Raw genomic sequence first — 22922 nt, 5'->3', positions numbered from 1 at the left:
GAACGCTGAACCGGGCGTTCCTGCCCCCTGCGCCTTTCACGCTATGGACAACAGATGAATACACAACTGCTGCTGATTCAAGTGTTCAACGGGCTGGTCAACGGGGCGTTCTACGCCCTGCTGAGCCTGGGTCTGGCGGTGATCTTCGGGATGCTGCGGATCGTCAACTTCATGCACGGGGCGCTGTACATGCTGGGAGCGTTCACCGCTTTCGCGCTGGGACAGGCCTTCGGGCTGGGCTTCTGGCCCGCGCTGATCCTGGCCCCGCTGATTGTGGGGGCGCTGGGCATGCTGCTGGAGCGCACGCTGCTCTCGCGGCTGTACGGCCTGGAACCCAGCTACAACCTGCTGCTGACCTTCGGCCTGACGCTGCTGACCCAGGATCTGGTTAAGCAGGTGATGCTCAGCCAGTTCGCCGTGTCCAGCGCACCGTACACCACACCGGATGTGCTGACTGGGGTGGTCAACCTGGGCTTCGTGGTCTTTCCTAAGTACCGGCTGTTCGTGATCGCGCTAACGCTGGTCATCTGTCTAGTGACATGGTTCGTGGTCGAGAAGACGCGTGTGGGAGCGATCATTCGCGCCAGCACCGAGAATCCAGGGGTAACGCGGGCCTTCGGGATCGACGTGAGCAAATGGGTGACGGGCGTCTTTGGCGTGGGTGTGGGCCTGGCCGGGCTGGCCGGGGTGCTGGCCGCGCCGATCTACAGCGTCGAGCCGTACATGGGCGCGGAGCTGATCATCACCACCTTCGCGGTGGTGGTCATCGGTGGGCTGGGCAGCATCCTGGGCAGCATCGTGACCGGCTTCGCGGTGGGCGTACTGGCGGCGGTGGGGGCGGCGGTCTACCCGCCGATTGCCAACACGCTGGTCTTTATTCTGATGGCCGTCGTACTGCTGGTGCGTCCCAGCGGTCTGTTCGGACTGCCCGAGGGGACGCGGTGACCGCCCTGCCCCGCACCGCCGCCCACAACGACCGCGCCCGCACCGTCCGTGCCGCGTGGCTGATTGGGCTGGGGTTGCTGCTGCTGATTCTGCCCCGGCTGATCTACCCGGTGCTCGCGCTGGATATTCTGGCCTGGGGGCTGTTCGCGGTGGCCTTCGATCTGCTGTTCGGTTTCTCGGGCCTGCTGTCCTTTGGTCACGCCGCTTTCTGGGGCAGCAGTGCCTACGTCACGGCCTTCCTGCTGTCCAACGGTCAGAGCGTACCGGTCGCCATGCTGGGAGGGACCCTCAGCGCGTTGCTGCTGGCCGTGCCCATTGCGTACCTGAGTGTCCGCAGCGCCGGAATCTACTTCAGCATGATCACACTGGCCTTCGCGCAGATGGTCTATTTCGTGGCGCTGCAATGGACCGACGTGACAGGCGGCGAGAACGGCCTCCAGGGCTTCGAGCGTCCCAGCCTGTTCGGCCTGGATTTCAGCGACAGCGTCACGCGCTACTACTTCTGTCTGGCGGTGTTCGCGCTGGGGTTCTACATCGCCTACCGCACAGTGCGCAGCCCTTTCGGTCAGGCGCAGCAGGCGGTGCGCGACAATGAGGTGCGCGCCCAGAGCATCGGTTACAACCCGGTGCGCTTCAAGTTCACCGCCTTTCTGATCAGCGCCGGGCTGGCCGGGCTGGCGGGCAGCATGTACACCTTCGGCCACGGCGTGGTCAGCCTGGACGTGACCAAATGGACTACCAGCGGCGAGGTCGTGATGATGACCCTGCTGGGCGGGACCACCACGCTGTTCGGCCCGGCGGTGGGCGCGGGCCTGGTGTTGCTGCTGCGGGACCGCCTGACCACTTCGGATCTGCCGGTGGGCATCGTGACTGGGCTGGTGTTTGTCGTGGTGGTGCTCTTCTTCCGCGCCGGGGTGGTCGGCACGGTTCAGGGGTGGCTGCGCCGCCGCTAAAGCCGCTCTTGTCTGTTTTGCCCTCGCCGTGTGCGGGGGCTTTTGTTATGGACTGGCTTTTGCAATGCCCTGGTCGAGACGAGGCAGCACGACGCCCCACATGACGTTTTGCCTGACTGCCGATGAAGTGCCCACACCAGATGAACTCCTCTGCCTACCCGTCCGTGAACTGGACGGCCCGCAGTGAAGCGGGCGAGCCCGTTGGTCTGGTGCGCGGCCTGAGGAACGGCGTGAGCATCCTTTTATGCAAGACATTCTGGACAGCCGGACTCTTGACTTGCATACCTTCTACCGAGCGAAGAGGTCAGCAAGTCCTTTTGAGGGTCTCGCGGATGCTCTCCCAGCGCACGGATTCTGGGGCGATGTATAAGTTTGACAGCCCGTGCATTTCACGCTATATTTGCTCCATCACCGTCCGAGAGGGCGGATTTTTTATGGCCTGAGCAAATCGGCTCGCTGGAGCGACTCAGCCCTCATCCTTGTTTTTTAGCCCCCGGATTTCCTCGATAAAGCGTTCCAGGCTGTCAAAGTCACGATAAACGCTGGCAAAACGGATGTAGGCCACGTCGTCCAGTGGGCGCAGAAAGGTCATGGCGCGCTTACCGATTTCCTCACTGGCGATCTCGGCGGCCCCCACCTCGTCCTCAAAGCCGTAGGCGAAAGCGCGCAGGGCCTCGGGTTCGACAGGACGTTTCTCGGTGGCCAGCGACAGGCCGCGCAGCAACTTGTCGGGGTTAAAAGCCTCGCGCGGGCCGCTGCGCTTGACCACCATCAGCGGCTCCAGCTGCGCGCGCTCGTAGGTGGTGAACCTCCGGGCGCAGTTCAGGCACTCGCGGCGGCGGCGAATGCTGGCCCCGTCGTCGCTGGGGCGCGAATTGACCACCTTGGAATCGGGGGCCGAGCAGTAGGGGCATTTCATTTCCGGCAGTCCATCACAGCGTGTTCAGAACGTTCGTCACTTCGGGCAGCCGGACTTTGGGGGCGGCGGGCAGCGGCACGTCCATCACATTGCCGCGCAGGTGGCGCATGCGGGGGGCGGCCAGGGCCAGCACCGCGTCGGCCAGCGGACGGTCCAGGGCCTCGTCGCCGCTGCTGGCGCGAGAGGGCAGCAGCATGTTCAGCCGGAGGTCCTCGCGCGCGGCTGCTTCCACCAGACCACGAATCGCGCCGCGCTGCGGATGGGCCTGGAGGCCGGGCTCGTCGCCGTGCGGGCCGATGATGGTCAGCCAGGTGCCGGGCAGGCGGCGGCCCAGGATCTGCGCGATGGCGACGCTGCTCTTGACGTTGCTGTTGAACAGTTCCATCCACTCGTTCTCGCTGAGCAGCGTGAAACTGGCGTGCGTGCGCTTGTCGGCCAGGTGAACGATGCCGTGCAGGGCCCCAAAGATTTCCAGGATGCGGGTCTGGGCGCTCAGCCAGTCCAGCGGCACGCTCACGTCGGCCTTGATGGGAATGGCGTGACCGCCGGAATGTTCCAGGGCGCTGGCCTGCGCCGCAAGCGTCTCGCTGTTGTTGCCGATCAGGACCACGCTGGCCCCGAGCTGTGCCAGGGCGGTGCTGAGCGTCTTGCCGTAGCCCGTATCGGCCCCGGTCACGGCGATCACCTGCCCGGCCAGCACCTCCTGATAGGGAGCCCCGGCGTGGTCGCGGGAAGTGGTGGGGTCCGTCATGTGGCCCAGCATAGCGTCCCCGTCCCCAACGTTTACCCCGCCTGGGGCAGGAGTCTGAGGGCTTCAAGGGGCGGATCGCCCGCGCGGTGGCCCTTGCCGCACGTGTGGCACCAGTACGCCTGATCGCCGTCACGCAGATCGTGCAGGGTCAGGGGCAGCGCGCAGTCCGGGCAGACGTGAACGTATCCGCGTCCGCTGGCCGGATACGGATCGGCTTCATTGCGTAATGGACGCTTCATATTCTGATGATAGCAGAATGATGGAGCGTGTCAAATACGGTGACGTGGTCTGGAAGGGCGCGTATGGGGGCGAGCACAGACGGAAGGGCGACGCTACCCCTCCACGGCATATGGAAACAGCAGCGTCGCCAGGATGATCGTCCCCAGGTCAAAGGCACCCAGGAAGGCAAACCAGGGCCACAGTTCCGCCAGGAGCAAACCTTCGAGCAGGCCGGATGTGGCGCGCACCGTGGCAATTACCACCGGGACCAGAATCGGGAAGGCCAGGGCAGGCAGCAGCGCCTCGCGGGCGCGCAGGCTGACCGTGATGGAACCGTAGAACGTGGTTCCTGCCGCGAAGCCCAGCACCCCCAGCGCCGTGACCAGCGCCAGCAGGGACCAGGGCGTCGGCACGCAGTCGCGGCCCGGCACGCAGGTTGTTCCTGCCGCGCCGAACAGCAGCAACCCCGCCGGTAACGTGAAGGCCGCCACCAGCAGCAGCGGCCCCAGCACCCCCAGCAATTTGCCCAGGTACAGCGCGCCGTGCGCTCCCGGATACAGCGTGAGCTGTTCCAGTGCCCCCGCCTCCTGCTCCTGCGCGAAGGCGCGCTGCGCGCCCACCGCCGCGGCCAGGGCCAGCGCGGTCCACACCGCCCCGGACGCCACCCCCGCCGTCTGCGACAGCGTGCGTCCCAGGTTGCCGCCCAGCGCCAGCCCCAGCACCAGCAGCACCAGCCCGGCGAAAAAAGCAGTGGCCAGGAGGGTATCGCGCGTGCGTCCAGCGACGCGCAGGTCCTTGGCGGCGAGGTGCAGGGCGTTTCTCATGGGCGGTCCTGAGGAGAGGGGGGAAGCACTGGCCGACCATTCGCGGGGATGGCGTGCTGATGGGGGCGTCTCCTTGCCCTAGGTCTCATGTAGCACCCCGGCGGCCAGCCGCAGCGCCCGTGGGGCCACCTGCCGCGCCAGTTCCGGTTCGTGGGCGGCGATCAACAGCGTCACGCCTCCAGCGCGCAGTTCGCCCAGCAACTCCAGCACCAGCCCCCGTCCTGCCGTATCTAGATTGGCGAACGGTTCGTCCACCAGCGTGAGCGGGCGGGCCAGCAGGTGGGCGCGGGCCAGGGCCAGCCGTTTCCTCATTCCCGCCGACAGAAAGCGCACGCGGCGGTTGGCGGCGGCCTCCAGGGTCACGCGCCGCAGCGCCGCCGCCACGTCACCGGTCTGGCCGTGCATCTTCAGTGCAAAGTCCAGATTCTCAGCGCAACTGAGGTCCGGGTATAGGCCGGCGTCCACCGGCATCAGGTGAATGTGATCGCGCACTGCCCGTGAGTCGCGCAGGTCAAAGCCCATCACCCGTCCCTCGCCGCGCGTGGGCCGCAGTCCGGAGGCCAGCAGGCGCAGCAGCGTGGTCTTGCCCGCCCCGTTCTCGCCCAGCAGCGTGACGCCCTCGCCCACCATCACATCCAGATTCACGCCGCGCAGGATGACCTCTCGCCCCAGCCTCAACCACAGATCGCGCAGTTGCAGGGCGGGGGAGACTAGGGGTGGGAGCTGGTCTTCCACTCGCCCACTTACACCCTCAGCCACGCGGGCATCACCTCGTAAAAGAAGGTGGCCAGGCGGGTGAACTGTCCAGTCAGCATCAGCACGCCCACCAGCACCAGAATGCCGCCGCCCACCTTCTCGAAGATGCCTGCGTAACGGTTCAGGCGGCGCAGGTTCAAGCGGTTCCACAGCAGCGCGGCCAGCAGGAACGGGACGGCCAGTCCCAGCGTGTAGGCCCCCAATAGGGTCACGCCCGCGCCCAGGCTGGCGCTGCTGGCGGCCAGCCCCAGGATGCTGCCCAGCGCTGGCCCCAGGCAGGGGCTCCAGCCGAAGGCGAAGGCCGCGCCCAGCGCGACGGGACCGTAGCCCCCGGCATCCGCCAGGGCGCGGGTGTCGCGCATTAAGAAGGGCAGACGGATCACACCCAGCATCACCAGTCCGAAGAAGGTGATCAGCACTGCCGCGATCTGGCCCAGCAGGTACTTGTGGGGCGCGATCAGCGCGCCCAGGCTGCTGGCGGTGGCCCCCAGCGCGATGAACACCAGCCCGAAGCCTGCGATGAAGCCCAGCGCCCGCATCAGAGGCGCGCGGGCCCCGCCGATCACGCCCAGGTAACTGGGCACCAGCGGCAGCACGCAGGGGCTGAGAAACGAGATCAGCCCCGCCAGGAACGCCACGGTGAGCGTCGGGGAACCGGCGGGTAGGGTCATGGGATGAGTCTAGCGGTTGTGGAAAAAAGGGGAGGGGGCGGGCGTCCCTGGGGGCGGGCGGACGGCCGTCCAGGTCACGCCATCTTCCCCGCCGCTCCCCGCCGCGCTATGCTCTGGTCCATGACCGTTCGCCGCGCGTGGTGGTGGCCCAGTTTCACCTGGGTCTAACGCGCCGCTGTCCTTTTTTGCCGTATCCGACGCGCCCAGGTGGTTTAAAGACCGCCGGGCGCCTTTTTTTGGCCCTTCACCGTGGAAGAGGAGTTTCATGACCCAGACCGCTCAATCCAAGCCGATGACCGCCGTGGCCGTTCAGGAACTGAATGCCGATCTGGACACGCCCGTCAGCGCCTACCTGAAAGTCACGGACGGCGCGAAGAAACTCAGCTTCCTGCTGGAAAGCGTGGAGGGTGGTGAGCGGCAGGCCCGCTACTCGTTTATCGGTGTGGGCGAGGTAGGGCGCTTCACGCTGCGCGGGCGAGAGGCCACCCTCAGCGGCGTGCTGGGCAACGAGACGCTGGAAACCGACGATCCGCTGGATGTGCTGTACAGCCGGGTGCTGCGCCCCGTTGAACTGCCTCCCGGGAAGTTCAACGGGCTGCCCCCCTTCTTTGGCGGCGCGGTGGGCTACGCCGCCTACGACCTCATCCGCGTGTATGAGAAACTGCCCGACAACAATCCCGACGAATTGAACGTTCCCGACGCGCTGTTCATCGTCCCCGAGGGCATCGTCATTTTTGATCACCTGCGGCACAAGCTGTACGCCGTGGCCATCTCCGAACATCAGGCGGAGGCGGAGCGCATTGTGGCGGCCCTGGAAGCTGATCTGCTCGGGCCGTTGCCAGACGTGCCGGGGCGTGAGCGGGCCAGGCCGGTGACCTTTTCCAGCAACTTCACGCCCCAGGGGTATCAGGCCGCCGTCCAGCGCTGTATCGAGTACGTCCACGCCGGGGACGTCTTTCAGGTGGTGCCGTCCCAGCGCTTCTCTGCGGACCTGACCGTCCATCCCTTCGCGCTGTACCGGGCCCTGCGCGGCATCAACCCCAGCCCGTATCTGGGCTTTCTGAACCTGGGCGAGGTGACGCTGGTGGCGAGCAGCCCCGAAAGCCTGCTCCGAAGCGACGGCCTAAGCATCGTGACTCGCCCGATCGCCGGAACCCGTCCGCGCGGCAAGACGCCCGGCGAGGACGCCGCCCTGGCCGAGGAACTGCTGTCGGATGAGAAAGAACGCGCCGAACACCTGATGCTGGTGGACCTGGGCCGCAACGACATCGGGCGGGTGGCCGAGTACGGCAGCGTGACCGTGGAGGACGCCTTTACCATCGAGCGCTACAGCCACGTCATGCACATCGTCAGCGGGGTGCGGGGCAGGCTGCGCGAGGGGCAGACCCCGCTGCACGCCCTCGCCAGCGCGCTGCCGATGGGAACGGTGTCGGGCGCTCCCAAGATCCGCGCGATGGAAATCATCGACGAGGTAGAACCTGTGCGGCGCGGGCCGTACGGCGGCGCATTCGGCTATATCGCCTTCGACGGCAGCCTGGACATGGCCCTAACCCTGCGGACGATGGTGATCGCAGGCGGCAGGATTCATATTCAGGCCGGGGCCGGAATCGTGTCCGATTCTGACCCGGTGGCTGAGGAGGAGGAAACGCGCAACAAGGCGGCAGCACTGATGCGGGCGGTGGAGCGGGCGGTGGCGGGGCTGTGACGGGGCGTAGGAGCCAGATTGGAGCCATGCCCGCCTCCAACCGGCCACAGCGTCACCTCACCACTCAGGCAAGTCCTGCCATTGATGCGCTTGGAGATCAGCAATGACCCATATCCTTTTAGTTGACAACTACGACTCCTTCACTTACAACCTCGTTCAGTACTTCGGTGAACTGGGCTGCGAAATGACCGTGTGGCGCAACGACGCTTTCACCCTTGAGGATGTGGAGACCTTGAATCCAGACGCCATCGTGGTTTCCCCTGGCCCCTGCACGCCGCTGGAAGCCGGAATGAGTGTGGAAGTCATTCAGGCTTTTGCGCCGAAATACCCGCTGTTGGGCGTGTGCCTGGGCCACCAGAGTATTGGGGAGGCATTTGGGGCCACCGTCAAACGCGCCCCGATTCCAGTGCACGGCAAGACCAGCAAGGTGGCGCACGACGGCCAGAACCTGTTCGCCGGAATCGAGGGCGACGCCAGCGTGACCCGCTACCACAGCCTGATCGTGGAGGACCTGCCGCCAGAGCTGCTGGCGACCGCCTGGACCACCGATCAGACGCCGGGGGGCGAGTACCGCGCCCTGATGGCCCTGCGTCACCGCGACCATCCGGTCTTCGGGGTGCAATTCCACCCCGAAAGCATTGCCACCGAGGACGGCAAGACCATGATCCGCAATTTCCTGACTGAGGTGGAGCGGCACCGGGCGGCCCAGGCCGGGGCGGTGGGGGCATGATCCATGCTCGCCTAATGAACGGCGAAGTCCTGTCCCAGTCGGAGGCGGCGGCCTTCATGCGTGAGGTGATGGCCGGGGAAATGAGCGGCGTGCGGATGGCAGCGGCGCTGGCGGCCCTGCGCGTGCGTGGCGAGACGCCCGACGAGATCGCCGGATTTGCCCAGGCCATGCGCGAGAATGCGGTGCGCGTCAACGTCCGTCCGCGTGAGGTTCTCCTGGACGTGGTCGGCACCGGGGGCGATGGGGCGCATACCTTCAACATCAGCACCACGACGGCGTTTGTGGTGGCCGGAGCGGGCGTTCCCGTCGCCAAGCACGGCAACCGCGCCGCCAGCAGCCGTGCCGGCAGTGCGGACGTGCTGGAGGCGCTGGGCGTGAACCTGGACGCTCCCCCGGAAGCCATCGAGGAGGCCGTGAACACACTGGGCGTGGGCTTCATGTTTGCCCGGAATTACCATCCGGCCCTGCGCCACGCCGCGCCGGTCCGCTCGGATCTGGCCGCCCGCACGGTCTTTAACATCCTGGGGCCACTGAGTAATCCGGCGGGGGCCACGCACCTGGTGGTGGGCGTCTTCAAGCCGGAGCTGACGCGGACGCTGGCCGAGGTGCTGCGATTGCTGGGGGCGAAGGGGGCCACCGTCGTTTACGGCGACGGTCTGGATGAATTTACCGTCTGCGGCGTCAATACCGTCTCAGGTCTGCGCGACGGCGAGATTATTGACCGTCAGGTGCATCCCGAGGAAGTGGGCGTGAATGTGCATCCGCGCGAGTCGCTGGTGGGGGGTACTCCTGCCGAGAACGCCGGGATCACCCGGGCCCTGCTGACGGGCGGCGGAACCGAGGCCCAGCGCGACATCGTGGCCCTCAACGCGGGGGCGGCGCTGCGGACAGCGGGGCGTGTGGACAGCATCGCAGCGGGCGTGGCCCAGGCCCGCGAGGTCATGATGGCGGGCCTGGGCTGGGACGTGTTGCAGAGGTACGCGGCGCTGACGCGGTAGAGAATGAGGCCGGGTCTGCCTCTCCTTACTGGCCCTGGCCCAGCGAATACCCCGGCACGCCGTCGAAGGTGTAGAGGTGTTCGGTCTTGATGAAATCCAGTCCCTTGTCGTGGACGCGGACCAACAGGGCCAGCAGATCACGGTGGGTGACAGGCGTCTCCGACTGGAAGCGGCAGCGCCAGTGATCGGATTTAAAGGTCTCGGGCAGACCGTCCGGCCAGACCTTGACCCCCCGGTTGGTGATCATCCGCAGCGGCACGCCGTCAAGCTGCGCCTCCTGCAGGATGGCGGCCAGCACTTCAGGGTCACGTCCAGCATCCGTCCATTCGAAGAAGACATCAGTCCCGACAAGCTGCTTGTCGATGTGGGCGGGCTCCGCGGGCTGCCGGACAGGCATTTTCCTGGCCCCCGAGTCGGCGGTAACGGCCGGAAGGTGTTGCGGCACGCGTCCCAGCCGCTCGATGATGGCATCGGCAAAAGCCTGCGTCCCCAGCACCTCTTTCGTGTGGGGCCCGGCGACATCCCTGGTATGCATCCCGTCCTCCAGCGCACACAGCAGGGCGTTCTGAATGCTGGCGGCCACCTCGTGCTGGCCCAGATGCCCCAGCATCAGCGCCGCCGCCGAGATCAGACCGCCGGGGTTGGCCGCGTCCTGCCCGGCCAGATCGGGGGCCGAACCGTGGATGGCCTCGAACATGGCGAAACTGTCACCGATATTCGCGCTGCCCGCCAGTCCCACCGAACCGGCCACCTCCGCCGCCACGTCTGAGAGGATGTCGCCGTACAGGTTGAGGGTCACGATCACGTCATACCCTTCCGGTCTGGCCGCCACCCGCGCCGTGCCGATGTCGATGATCTGATGCTCGGCCTGAATGTCCGGGTACTCGGCGCTGATCTCGTCGAAGACGGTGTGAAAGAGCCCGTCGCACATCTTCATGATGTTGTCCTTGCTCAAGGCCGTGACTTTCTTACGACCATTAGCGCGGGCGTATTCGAAAGCGTAGCGCACGATCTTCTCGCAGCCGGGGCGGGTGATCAGCTTTAGGCACTGCATCACCTCGCGGGTCTGGCGGTGCTCGATGCCCGCGTACAGGTCTTCCTCGTTCTCGCGAATGATCACCAGATCCATCGCGGGGTGGTGCGTCGGCACGTACGGTGCGTAGGCGCGGCAGGGACGCACGTTGGCGTACAGGCCCAGCGACTTGCGGAGGGTCACGTTCAGGCTCTTGTAGCCGCCGCCCTGTGGCGTGGTGATCGGCGCCTTGAGCAGCACCCCGGTCTGGCGCAGGTTGTCCCAGGCGTCGGGCGCGAAACCGGAGGTAAAGCCTTCCCGGTACAGCGCCTCACCCATGCGGACCTCCTGCGGAGCAATTCGCGCGCCCGCCGCCTGCAGAATGCGGAGGGTGGCCCCCATGATTTCGGGGCCGATACCATCGCCGTAGACGACGGAAACAGGAACGAGGGCGGTCTGGGGGGCGGCGGGCTGGACAGGCTGTTCGATGGTGGGCATGGCAATCTCCTGGGGTTGGATTTACTCGATATACGAAATATAATTCGTATATTAGAGATCGTATATTGGAGATGCAAGCCCCCCGCCCCACTTCCCATCTGGAGGTCTAGCCTTGTCCGCTCCACTGTCTCGGTTAAACTCGGCCCAACACGCCATGACCTCGCCCCTGCCCCCACATGAACCCTCGTGGACGTTCCTGTCGAACCACAGCCGCGTGCTGCTGTGCCTGAAACGCCAGCCGGACGCCACGCTGCGTCAGGTGGCTGCCGATGTCGGCATCACCGAACGCGCCGTGCAACGCATCGTGCGCGACCTTGAGGACGCCGGCATCCTGATCCGCCAGCGCGTGGGGCGCCGTAACACCTACCAGATCGAGGCCAACCGCCCGCTGCGCCACCCGCTGGACGCGCACCGGAATGTCAACGAGTTGCTGGAATTGTTGCTGGGGGGGACGGAAAAGGCAGACCGCTGAAGAGGACAATGGAGGACGGACGGCTTCCGCCTTTCTGTCCCCGGGCCTTTGCTCAGCGCAGCGGGAGCATCAACTTGCCTTCCAGCGGTGTGCTCAGCACAATCGAGGTGTCGCAGGTAAAGCCCATGCCGATCAGATCCCCCAGCATGGTTTCCAGCGCGCCCACGTCCGGCACGGCCACTTTGAGGATGCAGGAGTTGTCGCCGGTCACGCTGTGGCACTCCAGCACGCCGTCGTGGGCGGTGGCCCAGCGCACCAGCGTGGGATCGTTGCGGCCACTGTCCTGCACGCCAATAAACGCGGTGATGGTGCGACCCAGCGGCTTGCTGGCGACGCGCACGCCGTAGCCCAGGATCACACCTGCATCCTCCAGCCGCCGCACCCGCTCGGTCACGGCGGGGGCCGACAGCCCCACCCGGCGGCCCAGTTCACGCATCGAGAGCCGCGAATCGGTCTGGAGCTCCTGCAAAATCCGGTGATCCAGGGAATCCAAAGCGCTGCCAGTCTGTCGCATTCTCAGAGCTTAGCACCGTAGTTGTCATATGCAAGGTCAGGCGTAGCGTTTGCAAGAGAAAAGCCCCCTTGACCCCACCATATTGGCGGCCTCCGCGCCTTCCAATCCACCCCGCCGGAGATGAAGAATGAAGGTCTAGCAACTCACGTTTCTTTCTTTCAGGAGGCCTCTATGTCCCACGCTCCCCTACACCCGCAGGCGACTGTTCGCAGCCAGCAGATGCTGCCCCGTGGTCACCGCGCCGCCAAATGGGCCGATATTCCCGACGAGAAGTGGTACGACTGGAAATGGCAGCTCAAGAACCGAATCAACTCCGTCTCTGAGCTGGAAGAAGTGATCCGCCTGACCGAGAGCGAACGCCTCGGCGCCAGTGCGGAAGGCATTTTCCGCCTCGACATCACGCCGTACTTCGCCTCGCTGATGGACGCCGAGGACCCCACCTGCCCGGTCCGTCGTCAGGTGATTCCCACGCACCACGAGCTGGAACCGTTTACCTCGATGATGGAGGACTCGCTGGCCGAGGACAAGCACAGCCCGGTGCCTGGCCTGGTCCACCGCTATCCGGACCGCGTACTGATGCTGGTGACTACGCAGTGCGCCAGCTACTGCCGCTACTGCACCCGCAGCCGCATCGTGGGTGATCCCACAGAGACCTTTAACCCCGCCGAATACGAGGCGCAGCTCAACTACCTGCGCAATACGCCCCAGGTGCGCGACGTGCTGCTGTCGGGCGGCGATCCGCTGACCCTGGCCCCCAAGGTGCTGGGCCGCCTGCTGGCCGAACTGCGGAAGATCGAGCATATCGAGATCATCCGTATCGGGACGCGCGTTCCGGTTTTCATGCCCATGCGCGTGACCGAAGAACTGTGCGACGTGCTCGCCGAGAACCACCCGCTGTGGATGAACATTCACGTCAATCACCCCAAGGAAATCACGCCGGAGGTGGCCGACGCCTGTGACCGCCTGACCCGCGCGGGCGTGCCGCTGGGCAACCAGAGCGTGCTGCTCAGGGGCGTCAATGACCACCCCGTGATCATGCAGAAACTGCTGCGCGAACTGGTCAAGATTCGTGTGCGACCGTACTACATCTACCAGTGCGACCTCGTTCACGGCGCGGGCCACCTGAGAACCACCGTCAGCAAGGGGCTGGAGATCATGGAAAGTCTGCGCGGGCATACTTCCGGCTACAGCATTCCCACCTACGTGGTGGACGCCCCGGGCGGCGGCGGCAAGATTCCGGTTGCCCCCAATTACGTGCTGTCGCACAGCCCCGACAAGCTGATTCTGCGCAACTTCGAGGGCTACATCGCCGCGTATTCCGAACCCACCGACTACACCGGGCCGGACATGGCGATCCCTGAGGACTGGCAGCGCCGCGAACCCGGTCAGAGCGGCATCTTTGGCCTGATGGAAGGCGAGCGCATCTCCATAGAGCCGCGCGAATTCTCCGAGAGCCGCGTGCGCCCTGGCGCGACCACCCACCGCCTGAACAGCCGTGAGGACAAGTGGGCCGCTTACGGCGTCGGCGCACCCAATCCGGCGGGCGTCAGCGACACCGCCCCCGACGGCAAGGTGCAGGAGCCGATCCCAGTCCACAGCGGGGACTGACACAAGGCAGAGGCACGACTGGGGTGCGTTGCTCAGCGGCAACCAGAGTGCCACTCCGCCGTCATCGCCTGCCAGCCCCCAACGCATTTCACTCTTGAGGAGAGTTCATGACCACAGCCACCAAATCGCGCCAGCCCATCCTGAAAACCGCTCTCCCTGGCCCCAAAACCAGGGCCATCATGGACCGCGACGCCCAGCACCTTTCCACCTCCTACGTGCGCCCGTACCCCTTCGTGCCGGACCACGGCGAGGGCGTCTGGCTCAGTGACCCGGACGGCAACACCATGCTGGACTTCTTCGCGGGCATCGCCGTGTCCACCACCGGCCACGCGCACCCACATGTCGTGAAGGCCGTGCAGGAGCAGGTCACCAGGTTCACGCATGTCTGCCTTTCCGACTACCCGCAGGAAGTCACCACCAGCCTTGCCGAGCGTCTGGTCAAGCATGTGGAGCGCTCCCTGCCGGATGGAAGCACGGAGAAGTGGCGCGTGTTTTTCGGCAACTCCGGTGCGGAAGCTGTGGAGGCCGCCGTCAAGCTGGCGCGCAACCATACTGGGCGCAGCCACATCATCTCCACGATGGGCAGCTTTCACGGGCGCACCTACGGCGCGATCACGCTGACGGGCAGCAAGACCAAGTACAAGCGTGGCTTTGGCCCGCTGCTGCCCGCCGTGTCGCATGTGCCGTACCCCAACCCGTTCCGCCCACCGCTGGGGTCCACCCCTGAAGCCTGCGGTCAGGCTGTCCTGAACCACATCCGCGAGCTGTTCGTGGGCGTTATCCCCGCGGACGAGGTGGCCGCCATCATCGTGGAACCCATGCAGGGCGAGGGCGGCTACATCGTGCCCCCCGCCGACTTCCTACCGGGGCTGCGCCAACTGTGCGACGAGCACGGCATCATGCTGATCTACGATGAGGTTCAGGCTGGCATGGGCCGCACCGGCAAGATGTTCTCGTTCCAGCAGTTCGAGCAATACGGCGAGGTTCAGCCGGACATGATCACGGTGGCCAAGGGAATCGCCTCGGGGATGCCCATTTCCGCGCTGCTGGCGAAGGAATCGGTCATGACCTGGCCTGTCGGCTCTCACGGTTCCACCTACGGTGGCAATCCGGTGGCGGCGGCGGCGGCCCACGCCACCCTCGACCTGATTGAGGGCGTCGTCAAGCACCCTGGCTGCGGCGAGAGCCTGATGCAGAACGCCGCCGATGTGGGCGCCTACCTGCTGTCCGAGCTGAACAAAATGCAGAGCGAGTTTCCCTTCCTGGGCGACGTGCGCGGCCAGGGCCTGTTCATCGGCCTGGAATTCGTGAAGCCCGACGGCAGCCCCGACGGCAAGCTGCGGGATCGTGCCAGCACCGCCATCTTTGAGCGCGGTCTGCTGAATCTGGACTGTGGCGAGGCCGTGATCCGCGTCAGCCCACCGCTGATCCTGACGCGCGAGGACGCGGAGACGGGGCTAGACATCATGCGGGAAGCATTGCGGGATCTGGCGCAAGCGGAGGCCGTTCCTTCGGCCTGAACTGGGCTACTCCGCCAGCGGGTTCCACCTCGTCGTTGATGCGACAGGTGGAACCCCTTTCACTGGTCCGTGGGTGCAGCCAGGAGGCAGATGCCGTCCTCGTCGGCGTGAACCATGTCGCCGGGGCGTACGGTCGCGCCCGCAACAGTGAGGACCACATCCGTTTCGCCCACATTCGCCCTGCCGCTGCGACGGGGATGGACGGCCAGCGCCCGGATGCCGATGGGCATCTCCCTCAACTGCGCTGTATCGCGCACGCAGCCGTGAATGATGATGCCTGCCCAGCCGTTCTCCACACCCAGCCCGGCCAGTTGATCGCCCACCAGCGCGCAGTTCAGGCTGCCGCCGCCGTCCACCACCATCACCCGTGCCTCGCCGGGCGTTTCCAGCGTGGCGCGCACGAGCGTGTTGTTCTCATAGACGCGCAGGGTGAAGGCAGGGCCGCTGAACCGCGCCCGTCCTCCGAAGTCGCGGAAGATGGGCGCGAAGACCTGTGCTTCCGGGTGGGCGTCGCACAGGTCAGGGGTGGGCGTGAAAGGGGTCATGGACTATTGAACCTCTCCGGCACGGGAAAGGGTGGTTACTGTTCCGGGGACGCCCCCAGCGCCGGACTGGCCGCGTGCGTGTGGGCGTCGTGAATGCGCCCGGCATGGCCGCTCAGAAAGCCCCCGTCGTAGCCGCGCCGCCACGCCATCAACTCGGCCAGGATGCTCAGGGCCACCTCCTCGGGGGCTTCGGCACCCAGGCGCAGACCCACCGGGGCACGCAGGCGGGCCAGTTCCGCGTCACTGAAGCCCACGCCCTCCGCCTTCAGCTCGTCCAGCAGGCCCTGGGCACGGCTCAGCGGTCCCAGCACGCCCACGTAGGGCGCACCAGACCACAGCGCGTGCTGAAGGCACACCCGGTCGCGGTCCAGATGGTGGTTCATGATCAGCAGGCTGGCGCGGGCGGGCGGCGTGAACTGTGCCAGGTCTTCCGGCGCGAGGTCATGCAAGATGGCCCCCGGAAAACGTCCTGGCGTGAGGTACGCGCCGCGTGGATCGATCACATGCACCTCGTAGCCCAGATCGTGCGCCCCACGCGCCAGTGGCATGGCGTCGTGGCCTGCGCCGTACAGCACCAGCACCGGCGGGGGCATGCTGATGTCGATGAACACGGGCGTCCCGTCTGGCGCGGCCAGGGTCACCGCCCGCGGCTCAAGCTGCCCCAGGCGTGCCTGGGCCGCCTGCACGGCAAAGTCGCGCAGGCTGGTGGGGGAGAGGTCCCCCAGCGTGGCCCCATCCGGCGTGATCAGGAGGCGGCCCTCACCTTTGAGAGGCACGACCAGCGCCGCCAGTTCTCCGTTCTCCAGCGCCCGCAGCCACGCGCCCATCACCGGGTCGTCCCCCTCCACGGGCTCCACGCGCACGTCCACGCTGCCGCCGCAACCGATGCCCAGGCCCCAGGTCGCGTCCTCCGAGAGATCGTAGTGGGTGACCGTGGGGGTGCCGCTGCGGATCACCTCCAGCGCCACCTCCACCACTTCGGCCTCCAGGCAGCCCCCCGAGAGCATGCAGACCTGTGCGCCGTCGTCCAGCACCAGCATCCGCGTGCCCTCACGGCGGTAGGCGCTGCCCTGCACGCCCACGACGGTGGCGATGGCGGCGCGCTGGCCTTGCTGGGTTGCGGCCTTCAGGGCGTCGAGCAGGGCGCGGGTCTCGGCGGCGTTCATGCGGCCTGCCGGACAGATGAGGAAGATTTCCCGGCCCGCCACGCACTGAGCAGCGGCAGCAGTGCCAGTGCCGCGCAGATGTAGGCCAGCAGCGGAAACCCAGCGCGGGCGATCACGAAGCCGCCCAACAGCGTGCCCGCCCCCGCCGTGATGTAGCCCAGGCCATCGGTGACCCCCTGCACGGCGGGAAAGCGGGTCAGCGACTTGCTGCCCGACACGAAGGCCAGGTTCCAGCCCAGCCCCAGCAGGAACATGCTCAGGCCCAGCGCCCCGGCTCCTGGCAGCGCCGCGGTCAGGGCCGCCGTGCACAGCAGGGCCGCGCCGCCCACGTAGCCTACCCGCACGCCCAGGCGGTCAATCAGCGGCCCGGTCAGCCAGCCAAAGCCGAACATGCCCAGGATGTGCCCGCTGATCAGCGCGGCGATTCCCGTGTGGTCCATGCCCATATTGTGCGCTCGCAGCGGCGTGAGGCTCATCAGCGTGACCATCAGTCCCTGCGCCGTGGCCAGCGCCAGCGCGGTGCTGCGAACCCCCGGCACGCGGAACGCCTCGGAGAAGGAGGGGGTCTTGCGGGTGGCTCCGGCGACGGTGGCAGTGACCGGTTCGCGGACCGGGGTCCACAGCAGCATCAGCAGCGCTGAGCCGCCCAGTAACGCGCCGCCCACCAGCCAGCCGACAATTTCGGGAGTGGTGCCGAGGGTGACGGCCAGCCCCTCAATGGGGTGCGAGAAGCCGGTCATCAGGAACGAGCCCAGCACACTCATCAACATCAGGGCGCCCAGGGCGGTGCCCCGGCGGTTGTCGGGCACGCTCTCGGCGGCGGCGTAGCGCGCCTGCTGGTAGCCGCCCTGCGCCGCGCCCATCATGGAGGCGCCCACCAGAAACAGCGGCGTGAGCCCCAGTTTGCCCCCGAAAAAGCCCAGCACCGCGCCCAGCGTGCCCAGGGCAAAGGCCAGCCCCAGGCCCAACTTGCGCCCCGAGCGCAGCATCAACGCGCCGAAAAAGCCCGCCGACAGCGCCGCCGACACGCTGATCAGCGTGCTGGGCAGCCCTGACAGGCTGCCGAAACCCAGCGTGCCCATGATGATGCTCGCCAGGATGGTGCTGACCGTGGTGGCCCCCGTCGCCAGCGCCTGTGCGGCGTACAGCGGCACAAGTCGCCCCACCTGAACGGGGGCAGCGGGCAGCGCGGCAGGCGCGGCTTTACTCATGGCCAGGTTGACAGAAGACAGATCCCCTGCGGGCCGCGCTCACCCCTCCCCCTGCGTCCGCCAGCGCTCGGCTACGGCACCCTGAAGGTAGGTGGCGGCGTCCTCGGTGTTCGCCCCTGGCGTGAACACCTGGCCCACGCCCAGCTCCTTGAGCTTGGGCAGGTCCTGATCGGGAATGATACCGCCGCCGAACACGATGATGTCGGTGGCGTCCTTTTCCTTGAGCAGAGCCATCACGTCACGGAAATAGTGCATGTGCGCCCCCGAAAGCACGCTCAGGCCAATGGCGTCCACGTCCTCCTGCACGGCGGCGTTCACGATCATCTCGGCGGTCTGGCGCAGCCCGGTGTAGATCACTTCCATTCCGGCGTCGCGCAGGGCGCGGGCCACCACCTTTGCGCCCCGGTCATGGCCGTCCATGCCCGGCTTGGCGATCAGAACCCGTATCCGGCGGTCTGTCGTTTCATTCCTGTTGTGGTCCATACGGGCCTCCTAACGAGCGTTTGGTGGACATTCTAGGGCAATCGATGGATGGGCGCCTGTGGGCAGTTGCATCAGCCCGGTAGACCAGCAACGCTGTAGACTGGGCAATTGATGATCGTGACCATTGACGGCGTGGCGGCCAGCGGCAAATCCAGCGTGTCGAGCGGGGTGGCGCGGGCGCTGGGCGTGCCGTATGTCAGCAGCGGCCTGCTGTACCGCGCCGCGACCCTGCTGGGGCTGGAGGCAGGGCTGGAACTGCAGAATGCTCCTGGCCTGCTGGCCTACCTGCAGATCCATCCCCTGCGGCTGGAACCGCTGGCCGGGGGCAACCGAATCTGGCAGGGGGAGCGCGAGTTGACGGGCGAGCTTCACTCCACTCGCGTGGACGCTGGCGTGAGCGTCGTGGCCGCCTTACCAGAGGTCCGTGCCTGGGTGGACGCTCAGTTGCGGGCCCTGCCCTCCCCCTTCGTGGCCGAGGGCCGGGACATGGGCACCAACGTGTTTCCGCACGCCGGGGCCAAGTTCTACCTGACGGCCAGTCCGCATGTCCGCGCCCAGCGGCGCGCCCAGGAACGCCCGGAGGACGTGCCCGCCATCGAGGCTGCCCTGATCCGCCGTGACGCGCTGGACCGCGTGCAGAGTGCTCCCGCGCCCGACGCCGTGGTGATCGACACCGGGCCGCTGACCCTGGACGGCGTGATCCAGACCATCCTGGCCCAGTTGCCTGAACAGCAGAGGTCACGGCCAGCCAGCTCCGTCTAGGTCATGGACCCGGCCCCAAAGCCTGCCGCCGATGCCGTGCCCACGCCACACCCCCGGTTGTACCCGGTCATTCACTGGTGTGTGGGCCGGGTTGTGGACTACGGCGGTGGCGTGCAAGTCAGCGGTCTAGAACACCTGCCACGCGGGGGGCTGGATGGCTGTGTGGCGCGGAGTGGTGCAGCGGACAGCGGCGTGATCGTCGCCGGAACCCACGCGCTGGCCATGGACCCCTTTACCATCGGCTACGCTATTCCGCCCGCGCTCCACCGCCTGCAATTTATGGCCAAGCGCGACGCATTCGAGTGGAGGGTAATCGGTCCCCATGCCATCGGTCCAGTTTTGCGCGCAACAGGGGCGTTTCCGGTGGACCGTAGTGGACGCGACCCCCGCGCGTTGCGGCAGGCGCTGCGGGTGCTGCGGCGCGGCGGCATGGTGGGAATCTTCCCGCAGGGCACGCGCAACGGTCAGGGGCTGCACGGCGGCGCGGCGCTGCTGGCCCTGAAGGCAGGGGTGCCCATCGTCCCGGTGCGGGTGTGGCATGACCGCCCAGCGTGGCTGCCGCGCGGCCTGCCCGGGGGCCGCTGGCACGTCCGTTTCGGTCCGCCGTTGCACCCGCAGGGCGACAGTCTGCGCGGCCTGACCCTGCGCTGGGAGAAGGCGGTGGCCGTGCTGTAGAGGGCGGGGATGGGCACTGGCCTCAAAACATGGGCTCCATCTACCGCAATGGGGTAGGTGCGTCATGCGTTTGAATTCTGCCTGTACCCCTGTCGGGTGTAGATCTGTCCCGCCAGAGTCCGAGGCTGACCCATTGGATTGACTTCGGCGCTAGGCAATCTGCGTCTCTGCAGTTGCAGGCCCATCTAGAAGTGAGGGCTCTGGACGTGATCTGCGAGCTCAGGCTGAGGAAAAAAGAGGCAAAGCCGCGCGGCTTTGCCTCTTTTGATAGGCCATGCGGATCAATGCTCAGCGGACCACCGTGAATTTCTGGCTGAGGTAGGTCTCGATGTCGGCGGCGACGGCGGGATTGCCCAGCGCCTTGAGCACTTTGAGGCGCAGCTGGTACGTGCCGGAGGGAGCGAGCTGCGCCCCTGTCAACGTGCCGTCCCAGCCCACGAAACTGAAAGCGTCGCTGCTGGCGTCCGTGTAAAGGTTGGTGGCGCTGCGCCCGATGTACTCCTGCGTGAAGACGGTGCCCAGGCTCCCGCCGCCCGCGTCCAGCACCTCCAGGGTCAGGCGGCGGGCCTGATGTCCGAAGTGGACCAGCAGCTGTGGCGCGTCCAGCACGGTGATCATCTGCCCGTTGTCGTCAACGACCTGAACGTCTTTCAGTGTGTAGGCGGGCGGCGTGGCAGGGTTCAGGCCTTCCGGATAGAACTTGAAGGTCTTGGGATCGTACAGCGCCGGGAAGTTCTTGAAGGTCCGGCCTCCGTCGAAGCTCACGTCGCCCAGCACGGTCAGGGACTGATAATTGCCCACGAAACCGCCGTAGGGAACAACCAGGCGGCGTCCGCTGCCGCCGGTCAGCGACACGTACCCGCCGTACTGTCCCTGCGCGGGGCGGGTGGGGGGCGTGATCAGCACGTTCAGTTCAGCTTCGCTTGCCGCTGGAACGGTGATGGTGACCACGGAGCCCTCCACGTTCTGCCCATTGACGGTCAGGCTGGCGTTCTGTTCGCTGGCTGATCCTGTCCTCCCAGTGCTGCCGATGCTCTGCGCCGGAAGATGCCTCACCCTGAACGTTTCGGCCTGCGCGCCGCTGTTGCTCAGCACGATCACCTTGCTCCGCGGGCCGAAAGTCTGGCTGGCCCCCAGGCTCAGCTTGGCGGGCCTGGCGGTAACCAGACTCCCGTACGCGGCCAGCACGTTTGCCAGCCCCGCGCCCTGACGTTGCACCGGGGTGATCAGGCCGCTGTCCAGGGTGGGGCGCGGGATGGCCGTGTTCATCAGCAGCGTCGACAGGGTCTGCGCTTCCAGGCCTGGCCGGGTCTGGAGCAGCAGCGCGGCCAGGCCTGCCACCTGCGGCGCGGCCAGCCCCGTCCCGCTGAGGACCGCGTAGCCGCCGGGGGCACTCTTCAGCGGCGTGGCTGTGCGGATCCAGCCCCCTGGCGCGGCCAGATCGGGCTTGAGTTCAAGATCGGGCGACGCGCCAAGGGCCGAGAAGGGGCTAATGGTGTTGCCACTGGGATTGTCGAAGGGCTGTGACTCCGCGGTGACCGTCAGGCGAATTCCCGCCGGAATTCCGGTATCGATCCTTGCTCCATCCGCTGCCAGAACCGAGACGACTGGAATCACGATGACTTCGCTGTCGAACGGACTGACGGGCTGGACACTCACGCTGGCGAAGCCAGGCTGGTCGTTGTACAGCACCACGGCCTGCGCTCCGGCATTCTGAGCGTTGATCACCTTCTCGCGGGCGGGGCAGTTGCCCAGGCGGATCAGCGCGGCCTGCCCGTTCAGGCTGCCTGCCGCGTAGGGGTTCAGGCCATCGATGGAACAGCCGTCGTTGTCGGTTTGCGGCGTACTGCCGGGCAACTTGCCGATGGGCAGATTCAGGCCGACGGGCGCGGGCGGGGAGCCGCTGACCGGCTGGTATCCCACGGTCTCCCCCCCAGGCGTCAGAGTGAAGTTTCCCAGTTGCAGCCGCGTGTTGTCCACCGAGGCCACTGCCAGGACGTTCTCGCCCAGGGCGGGTGCACCCATGCTGTACGGCCCCGCCTCGCCGCTGTCTCCGGCAGCGGCGCTGACCAGCATGCCCGCCTTGATCAGCCGGCTGGCGGCCCGGGCCGTGGGGTACTGCGGCCACTGGAACGGCACGCCCAGGCTGATGTTCAGCACCTGCATGCCGTCCGCCTGGGCGCGTTCCATCGCCGTGAGCAGGGTGGCGCTGTCGGTGGTGCCCTCACAGCCGAACACCTTGTAGATGCCCAGGCTGACGGCGGGGGCCACCCCGACGAACCCCTCCGCTGGATCATTGCCGCCCAGGATCCCGGCAACATTGGTGCCATTGCCCTGGCAATCGTCCGGACTGCTGTCCGGCGCAGGGATCGAGCCGGGGCGCGAGGCGTCATACTGATCGCCTACAAAGTCGTAACCAGTGATCACACGGCCCCGGAAAGCCGGGTGATCCAGGTCCAGCCCGGTATCAATCACGCCCACCCGGACACCCCTGCCGCTCAGCCCCAGCTGTGACTGCGCGAGGTCCGCGCCGGTCATCGCCAGAGCGCTCAGCACGTCGGGGCGCAGGGCCTGGGCCTGCAGCGTCGGCTTTGAGGCCCCTGGCGCGCTAATCTTAATCTGCCGCACCGGATACACGCCGATCACCCCTGGCAGGCGCGACAGGCGGCCCAGTTCCGCGGGGCTGGCCTGTACCGCCAAGCCGTTGAACAGTCTGCGGTAAGTGGCGATCTCCCGGTACTGTGCTCCGCTGGCGGCAGCCTGCATGCGGAACGTAGCCTGCTGTGCCCCCAGGCTCTGACTGTTCAGGACGCTGGGATCGCCCGCCAGCTCCACGAACCAGCGGTCCTGTGTCTGGGACACCGCGCTGGGCAGGCGGAGAGCCGTTCCGGTGGGCGGCGCGGCGCCGTTGCCAGGACCGCAGGCTGCCAGCAGCGCGGTCAGCCCTAGCAGCGAGAGCCTGAGCCTCAATGGACCTTTCACAAC

Annotated in this window: 23 protein-coding genes; 10 read left to right on the top strand and 13 right to left on the bottom strand. The window is 66.7% G+C overall.

From position 1 onward, the window contains the following. Positions 1–54 precede the first annotated feature (54 nt). Positions 55–945: a branched-chain amino acid ABC transporter permease gene (locus HNQ08_RS03165; RefSeq protein WP_184127619.1), complete on the top strand. Its 891-nt coding sequence runs from the start codon at positions 55–57 to the stop codon at positions 943–945. Then, entirely contained in the window at positions 942–1898 is a 957-nt protein-coding gene (locus HNQ08_RS03160; RefSeq protein ID WP_184127618.1) for a branched-chain amino acid ABC transporter permease, read from the top strand. The genes HNQ08_RS03165 and HNQ08_RS03160 overlap by 4 nt, the downstream gene beginning before the upstream one ends. Before the next feature lie 466 nt (positions 1899–2364). Here HNQ08_RS03160 and nrdR read toward each other — a convergent pair whose 3' ends face one another. The 6 genes from nrdR to HNQ08_RS03130 all read right to left on the bottom strand — a co-directional run bounded on the left by nrdR (position 2365) and on the right by HNQ08_RS03130 (position 6038). Further along, on the bottom strand, positions 2365–2817 hold the full coding sequence (nrdR, locus tag HNQ08_RS03155) for a transcriptional regulator NrdR (RefSeq protein ID WP_184127617.1): 453 nt from the start codon (positions 2815–2817) through the stop codon (positions 2365–2367). Between the two features lie 13 nt (positions 2818–2830). After that, positions 2831–3568, bottom strand: a complete 738-nt coding sequence (locus tag HNQ08_RS03150) for an SDR family NAD(P)-dependent oxidoreductase (protein ID WP_184127616.1) — start codon at positions 3566–3568, stop codon at positions 2831–2833. A 32-nt stretch (positions 3569–3600) separates the two neighbouring features. After that, the gene (locus tag HNQ08_RS03145; RefSeq protein ID WP_184127615.1) at positions 3601–3807 is read right to left on the bottom strand and encodes a hypothetical protein; all 207 of its coding nucleotides are present in this window, start codon (positions 3805–3807) and stop codon (positions 3601–3603) included. A 93-nt stretch (positions 3808–3900) separates the two neighbouring features. After that, the gene (locus HNQ08_RS03140; protein WP_184127614.1) at positions 3901–4611 is read right to left on the bottom strand and encodes a heme exporter protein CcmB; all 711 of its coding nucleotides are present in this window, start codon (positions 4609–4611) and stop codon (positions 3901–3903) included. Between the two features lie 78 nt (positions 4612–4689). Next, positions 4690–5370 (bottom strand): ABC transporter ATP-binding protein, encoded by a 681-nt coding sequence (locus HNQ08_RS03135; protein ID WP_229789636.1) that lies wholly within the window; start codon positions 5368–5370, stop codon positions 4690–4692. After that, positions 5355–6038 (bottom strand): cytochrome c biogenesis CcdA family protein, encoded by a 684-nt coding sequence (locus HNQ08_RS03130; RefSeq protein ID WP_184127613.1) that lies wholly within the window; start codon positions 6036–6038, stop codon positions 5355–5357. Before HNQ08_RS03130 ends, HNQ08_RS03135 begins: the two co-directional genes overlap by 16 nt. Before the next feature lie 265 nt (positions 6039–6303). Here HNQ08_RS03130 and trpE point away from each other — a divergent pair, with 265 nt between their 5' ends. The 3 genes from trpE to trpD all read left to right on the top strand — a co-directional run bounded on the left by trpE (position 6304) and on the right by trpD (position 9471). Then, positions 6304–7743 (top strand): anthranilate synthase component I, encoded by a 1440-nt coding sequence (gene trpE, locus HNQ08_RS03125; RefSeq protein WP_184127612.1) that lies wholly within the window; start codon positions 6304–6306, stop codon positions 7741–7743. A gap of 103 nt (positions 7744–7846) precedes the next feature. Further along, positions 7847–8473 (top strand): anthranilate synthase component II, encoded by a 627-nt coding sequence (locus tag HNQ08_RS03120; RefSeq protein ID WP_184127611.1) that lies wholly within the window; start codon positions 7847–7849, stop codon positions 8471–8473. Continuing rightward, positions 8470–9471 (top strand): anthranilate phosphoribosyltransferase, encoded by a 1002-nt coding sequence (gene trpD, locus HNQ08_RS03115; RefSeq protein WP_184127610.1) that lies wholly within the window; start codon positions 8470–8472, stop codon positions 9469–9471. The genes HNQ08_RS03120 and trpD overlap by 4 nt, the downstream gene beginning before the upstream one ends. 25 nt (positions 9472–9496) lie before the next feature. Here trpD and HNQ08_RS03110 read toward each other — a convergent pair whose 3' ends face one another. Continuing rightward, the gene (locus HNQ08_RS03110; protein ID WP_184127609.1) at positions 9497–10981 is read right to left on the bottom strand and encodes an NADP-dependent isocitrate dehydrogenase; all 1485 of its coding nucleotides are present in this window, start codon (positions 10979–10981) and stop codon (positions 9497–9499) included. 154 nt (positions 10982–11135) lie between these two features. On the opposite strand from HNQ08_RS03110, the gene HNQ08_RS03105 reads away from it, so the two are divergent. Beyond that, positions 11136–11453, top strand: a complete 318-nt coding sequence (locus tag HNQ08_RS03105; protein WP_184127608.1) for a helix-turn-helix transcriptional regulator — start codon at positions 11136–11138, stop codon at positions 11451–11453. 52 nt (positions 11454–11505) lie between these two features. Here HNQ08_RS03105 and HNQ08_RS03100 read toward each other — a convergent pair whose 3' ends face one another. Next, positions 11506–11967 carry an Lrp/AsnC family transcriptional regulator gene (locus HNQ08_RS03100; protein ID WP_184127607.1) on the bottom strand — a complete coding sequence of 154 codons (462 nt, stop codon included), beginning with the start codon at positions 11965–11967 and terminating at the stop codon, positions 11506–11508. 171 nt (positions 11968–12138) lie between these two features. Between HNQ08_RS03100 and HNQ08_RS03095 the strand changes: the two genes are divergently transcribed. Both HNQ08_RS03095 and HNQ08_RS03090 read left to right on the top strand, forming a co-directional pair. Beyond that, positions 12139–13575: a KamA family radical SAM protein gene (locus HNQ08_RS03095; RefSeq protein WP_184127606.1), complete on the top strand. Its 1437-nt coding sequence runs from the start codon at positions 12139–12141 to the stop codon at positions 13573–13575. Positions 13576–13682: 107 nt separating this feature from the next. After that, positions 13683–15095 (top strand): acetyl ornithine aminotransferase family protein, encoded by a 1413-nt coding sequence (locus HNQ08_RS03090; RefSeq protein ID WP_184127605.1) that lies wholly within the window; start codon positions 13683–13685, stop codon positions 15093–15095. A 59-nt stretch (positions 15096–15154) separates the two neighbouring features. Here HNQ08_RS03090 and rraA read toward each other — a convergent pair whose 3' ends face one another. From rraA to HNQ08_RS03070, 4 genes are read right to left on the bottom strand one after another with little or no spacing between them, the layout of a single operon-like run. After that, positions 15155–15640: a ribonuclease E activity regulator RraA gene (gene rraA / locus HNQ08_RS03085; RefSeq protein WP_184127604.1), complete on the bottom strand. Its 486-nt coding sequence runs from the start codon at positions 15638–15640 to the stop codon at positions 15155–15157. 35 nt (positions 15641–15675) lie between these two features. After that, positions 15676–16806, bottom strand: a complete 1131-nt coding sequence (locus tag HNQ08_RS03080) for an XdhC family protein (protein WP_184127603.1) — start codon at positions 16804–16806, stop codon at positions 15676–15678. After that, positions 16803–18017, bottom strand: coding sequence for an MFS transporter (locus HNQ08_RS03075; RefSeq protein WP_184127602.1), 1215 nt, complete (start codon positions 18015–18017; stop codon positions 16803–16805). The genes HNQ08_RS03080 and HNQ08_RS03075 overlap by 4 nt, the downstream gene beginning before the upstream one ends. A gap of 39 nt (positions 18018–18056) precedes the next feature. Beyond that, positions 18057–18500: a cobalamin B12-binding domain-containing protein gene (locus HNQ08_RS03070; RefSeq protein WP_184127601.1), complete on the bottom strand. Its 444-nt coding sequence runs from the start codon at positions 18498–18500 to the stop codon at positions 18057–18059. Positions 18501–18611: 111 nt separating this feature from the next. On the opposite strand from HNQ08_RS03070, the gene cmk reads away from it, so the two are divergent. Both cmk and HNQ08_RS03060 read left to right on the top strand, forming a co-directional pair. After that, the gene (gene cmk, locus HNQ08_RS03065) at positions 18612–19262 is read left to right on the top strand and encodes a (d)CMP kinase (protein WP_184127600.1); all 651 of its coding nucleotides are present in this window, start codon (positions 18612–18614) and stop codon (positions 19260–19262) included. A 3-nt stretch (positions 19263–19265) separates the two neighbouring features. Beyond that, the gene (locus HNQ08_RS03060) at positions 19266–19937 is read left to right on the top strand and encodes a lysophospholipid acyltransferase family protein (RefSeq protein ID WP_184127599.1); all 672 of its coding nucleotides are present in this window, start codon (positions 19266–19268) and stop codon (positions 19935–19937) included. 288 nt (positions 19938–20225) lie between these two features. On the opposite strand, the gene HNQ08_RS03055 is transcribed toward HNQ08_RS03060, so the two are convergent. Then, positions 20226–22919, bottom strand: coding sequence for a S8 family serine peptidase (locus HNQ08_RS03055; RefSeq protein ID WP_229789633.1), 2694 nt, complete (start codon positions 22917–22919; stop codon positions 20226–20228). Positions 22920–22922 lie beyond the last annotated feature (3 nt).

The sequence above is a fragment of the Deinococcus humi genome (assembly GCF_014201875.1).
Classification (GTDB): Bacteria; Deinococcota; Deinococci; order Deinococcales; family Deinococcaceae; genus Deinococcus; species Deinococcus humi.
This window is presented reverse-complemented; position numbering and strand designations above follow the sequence as displayed.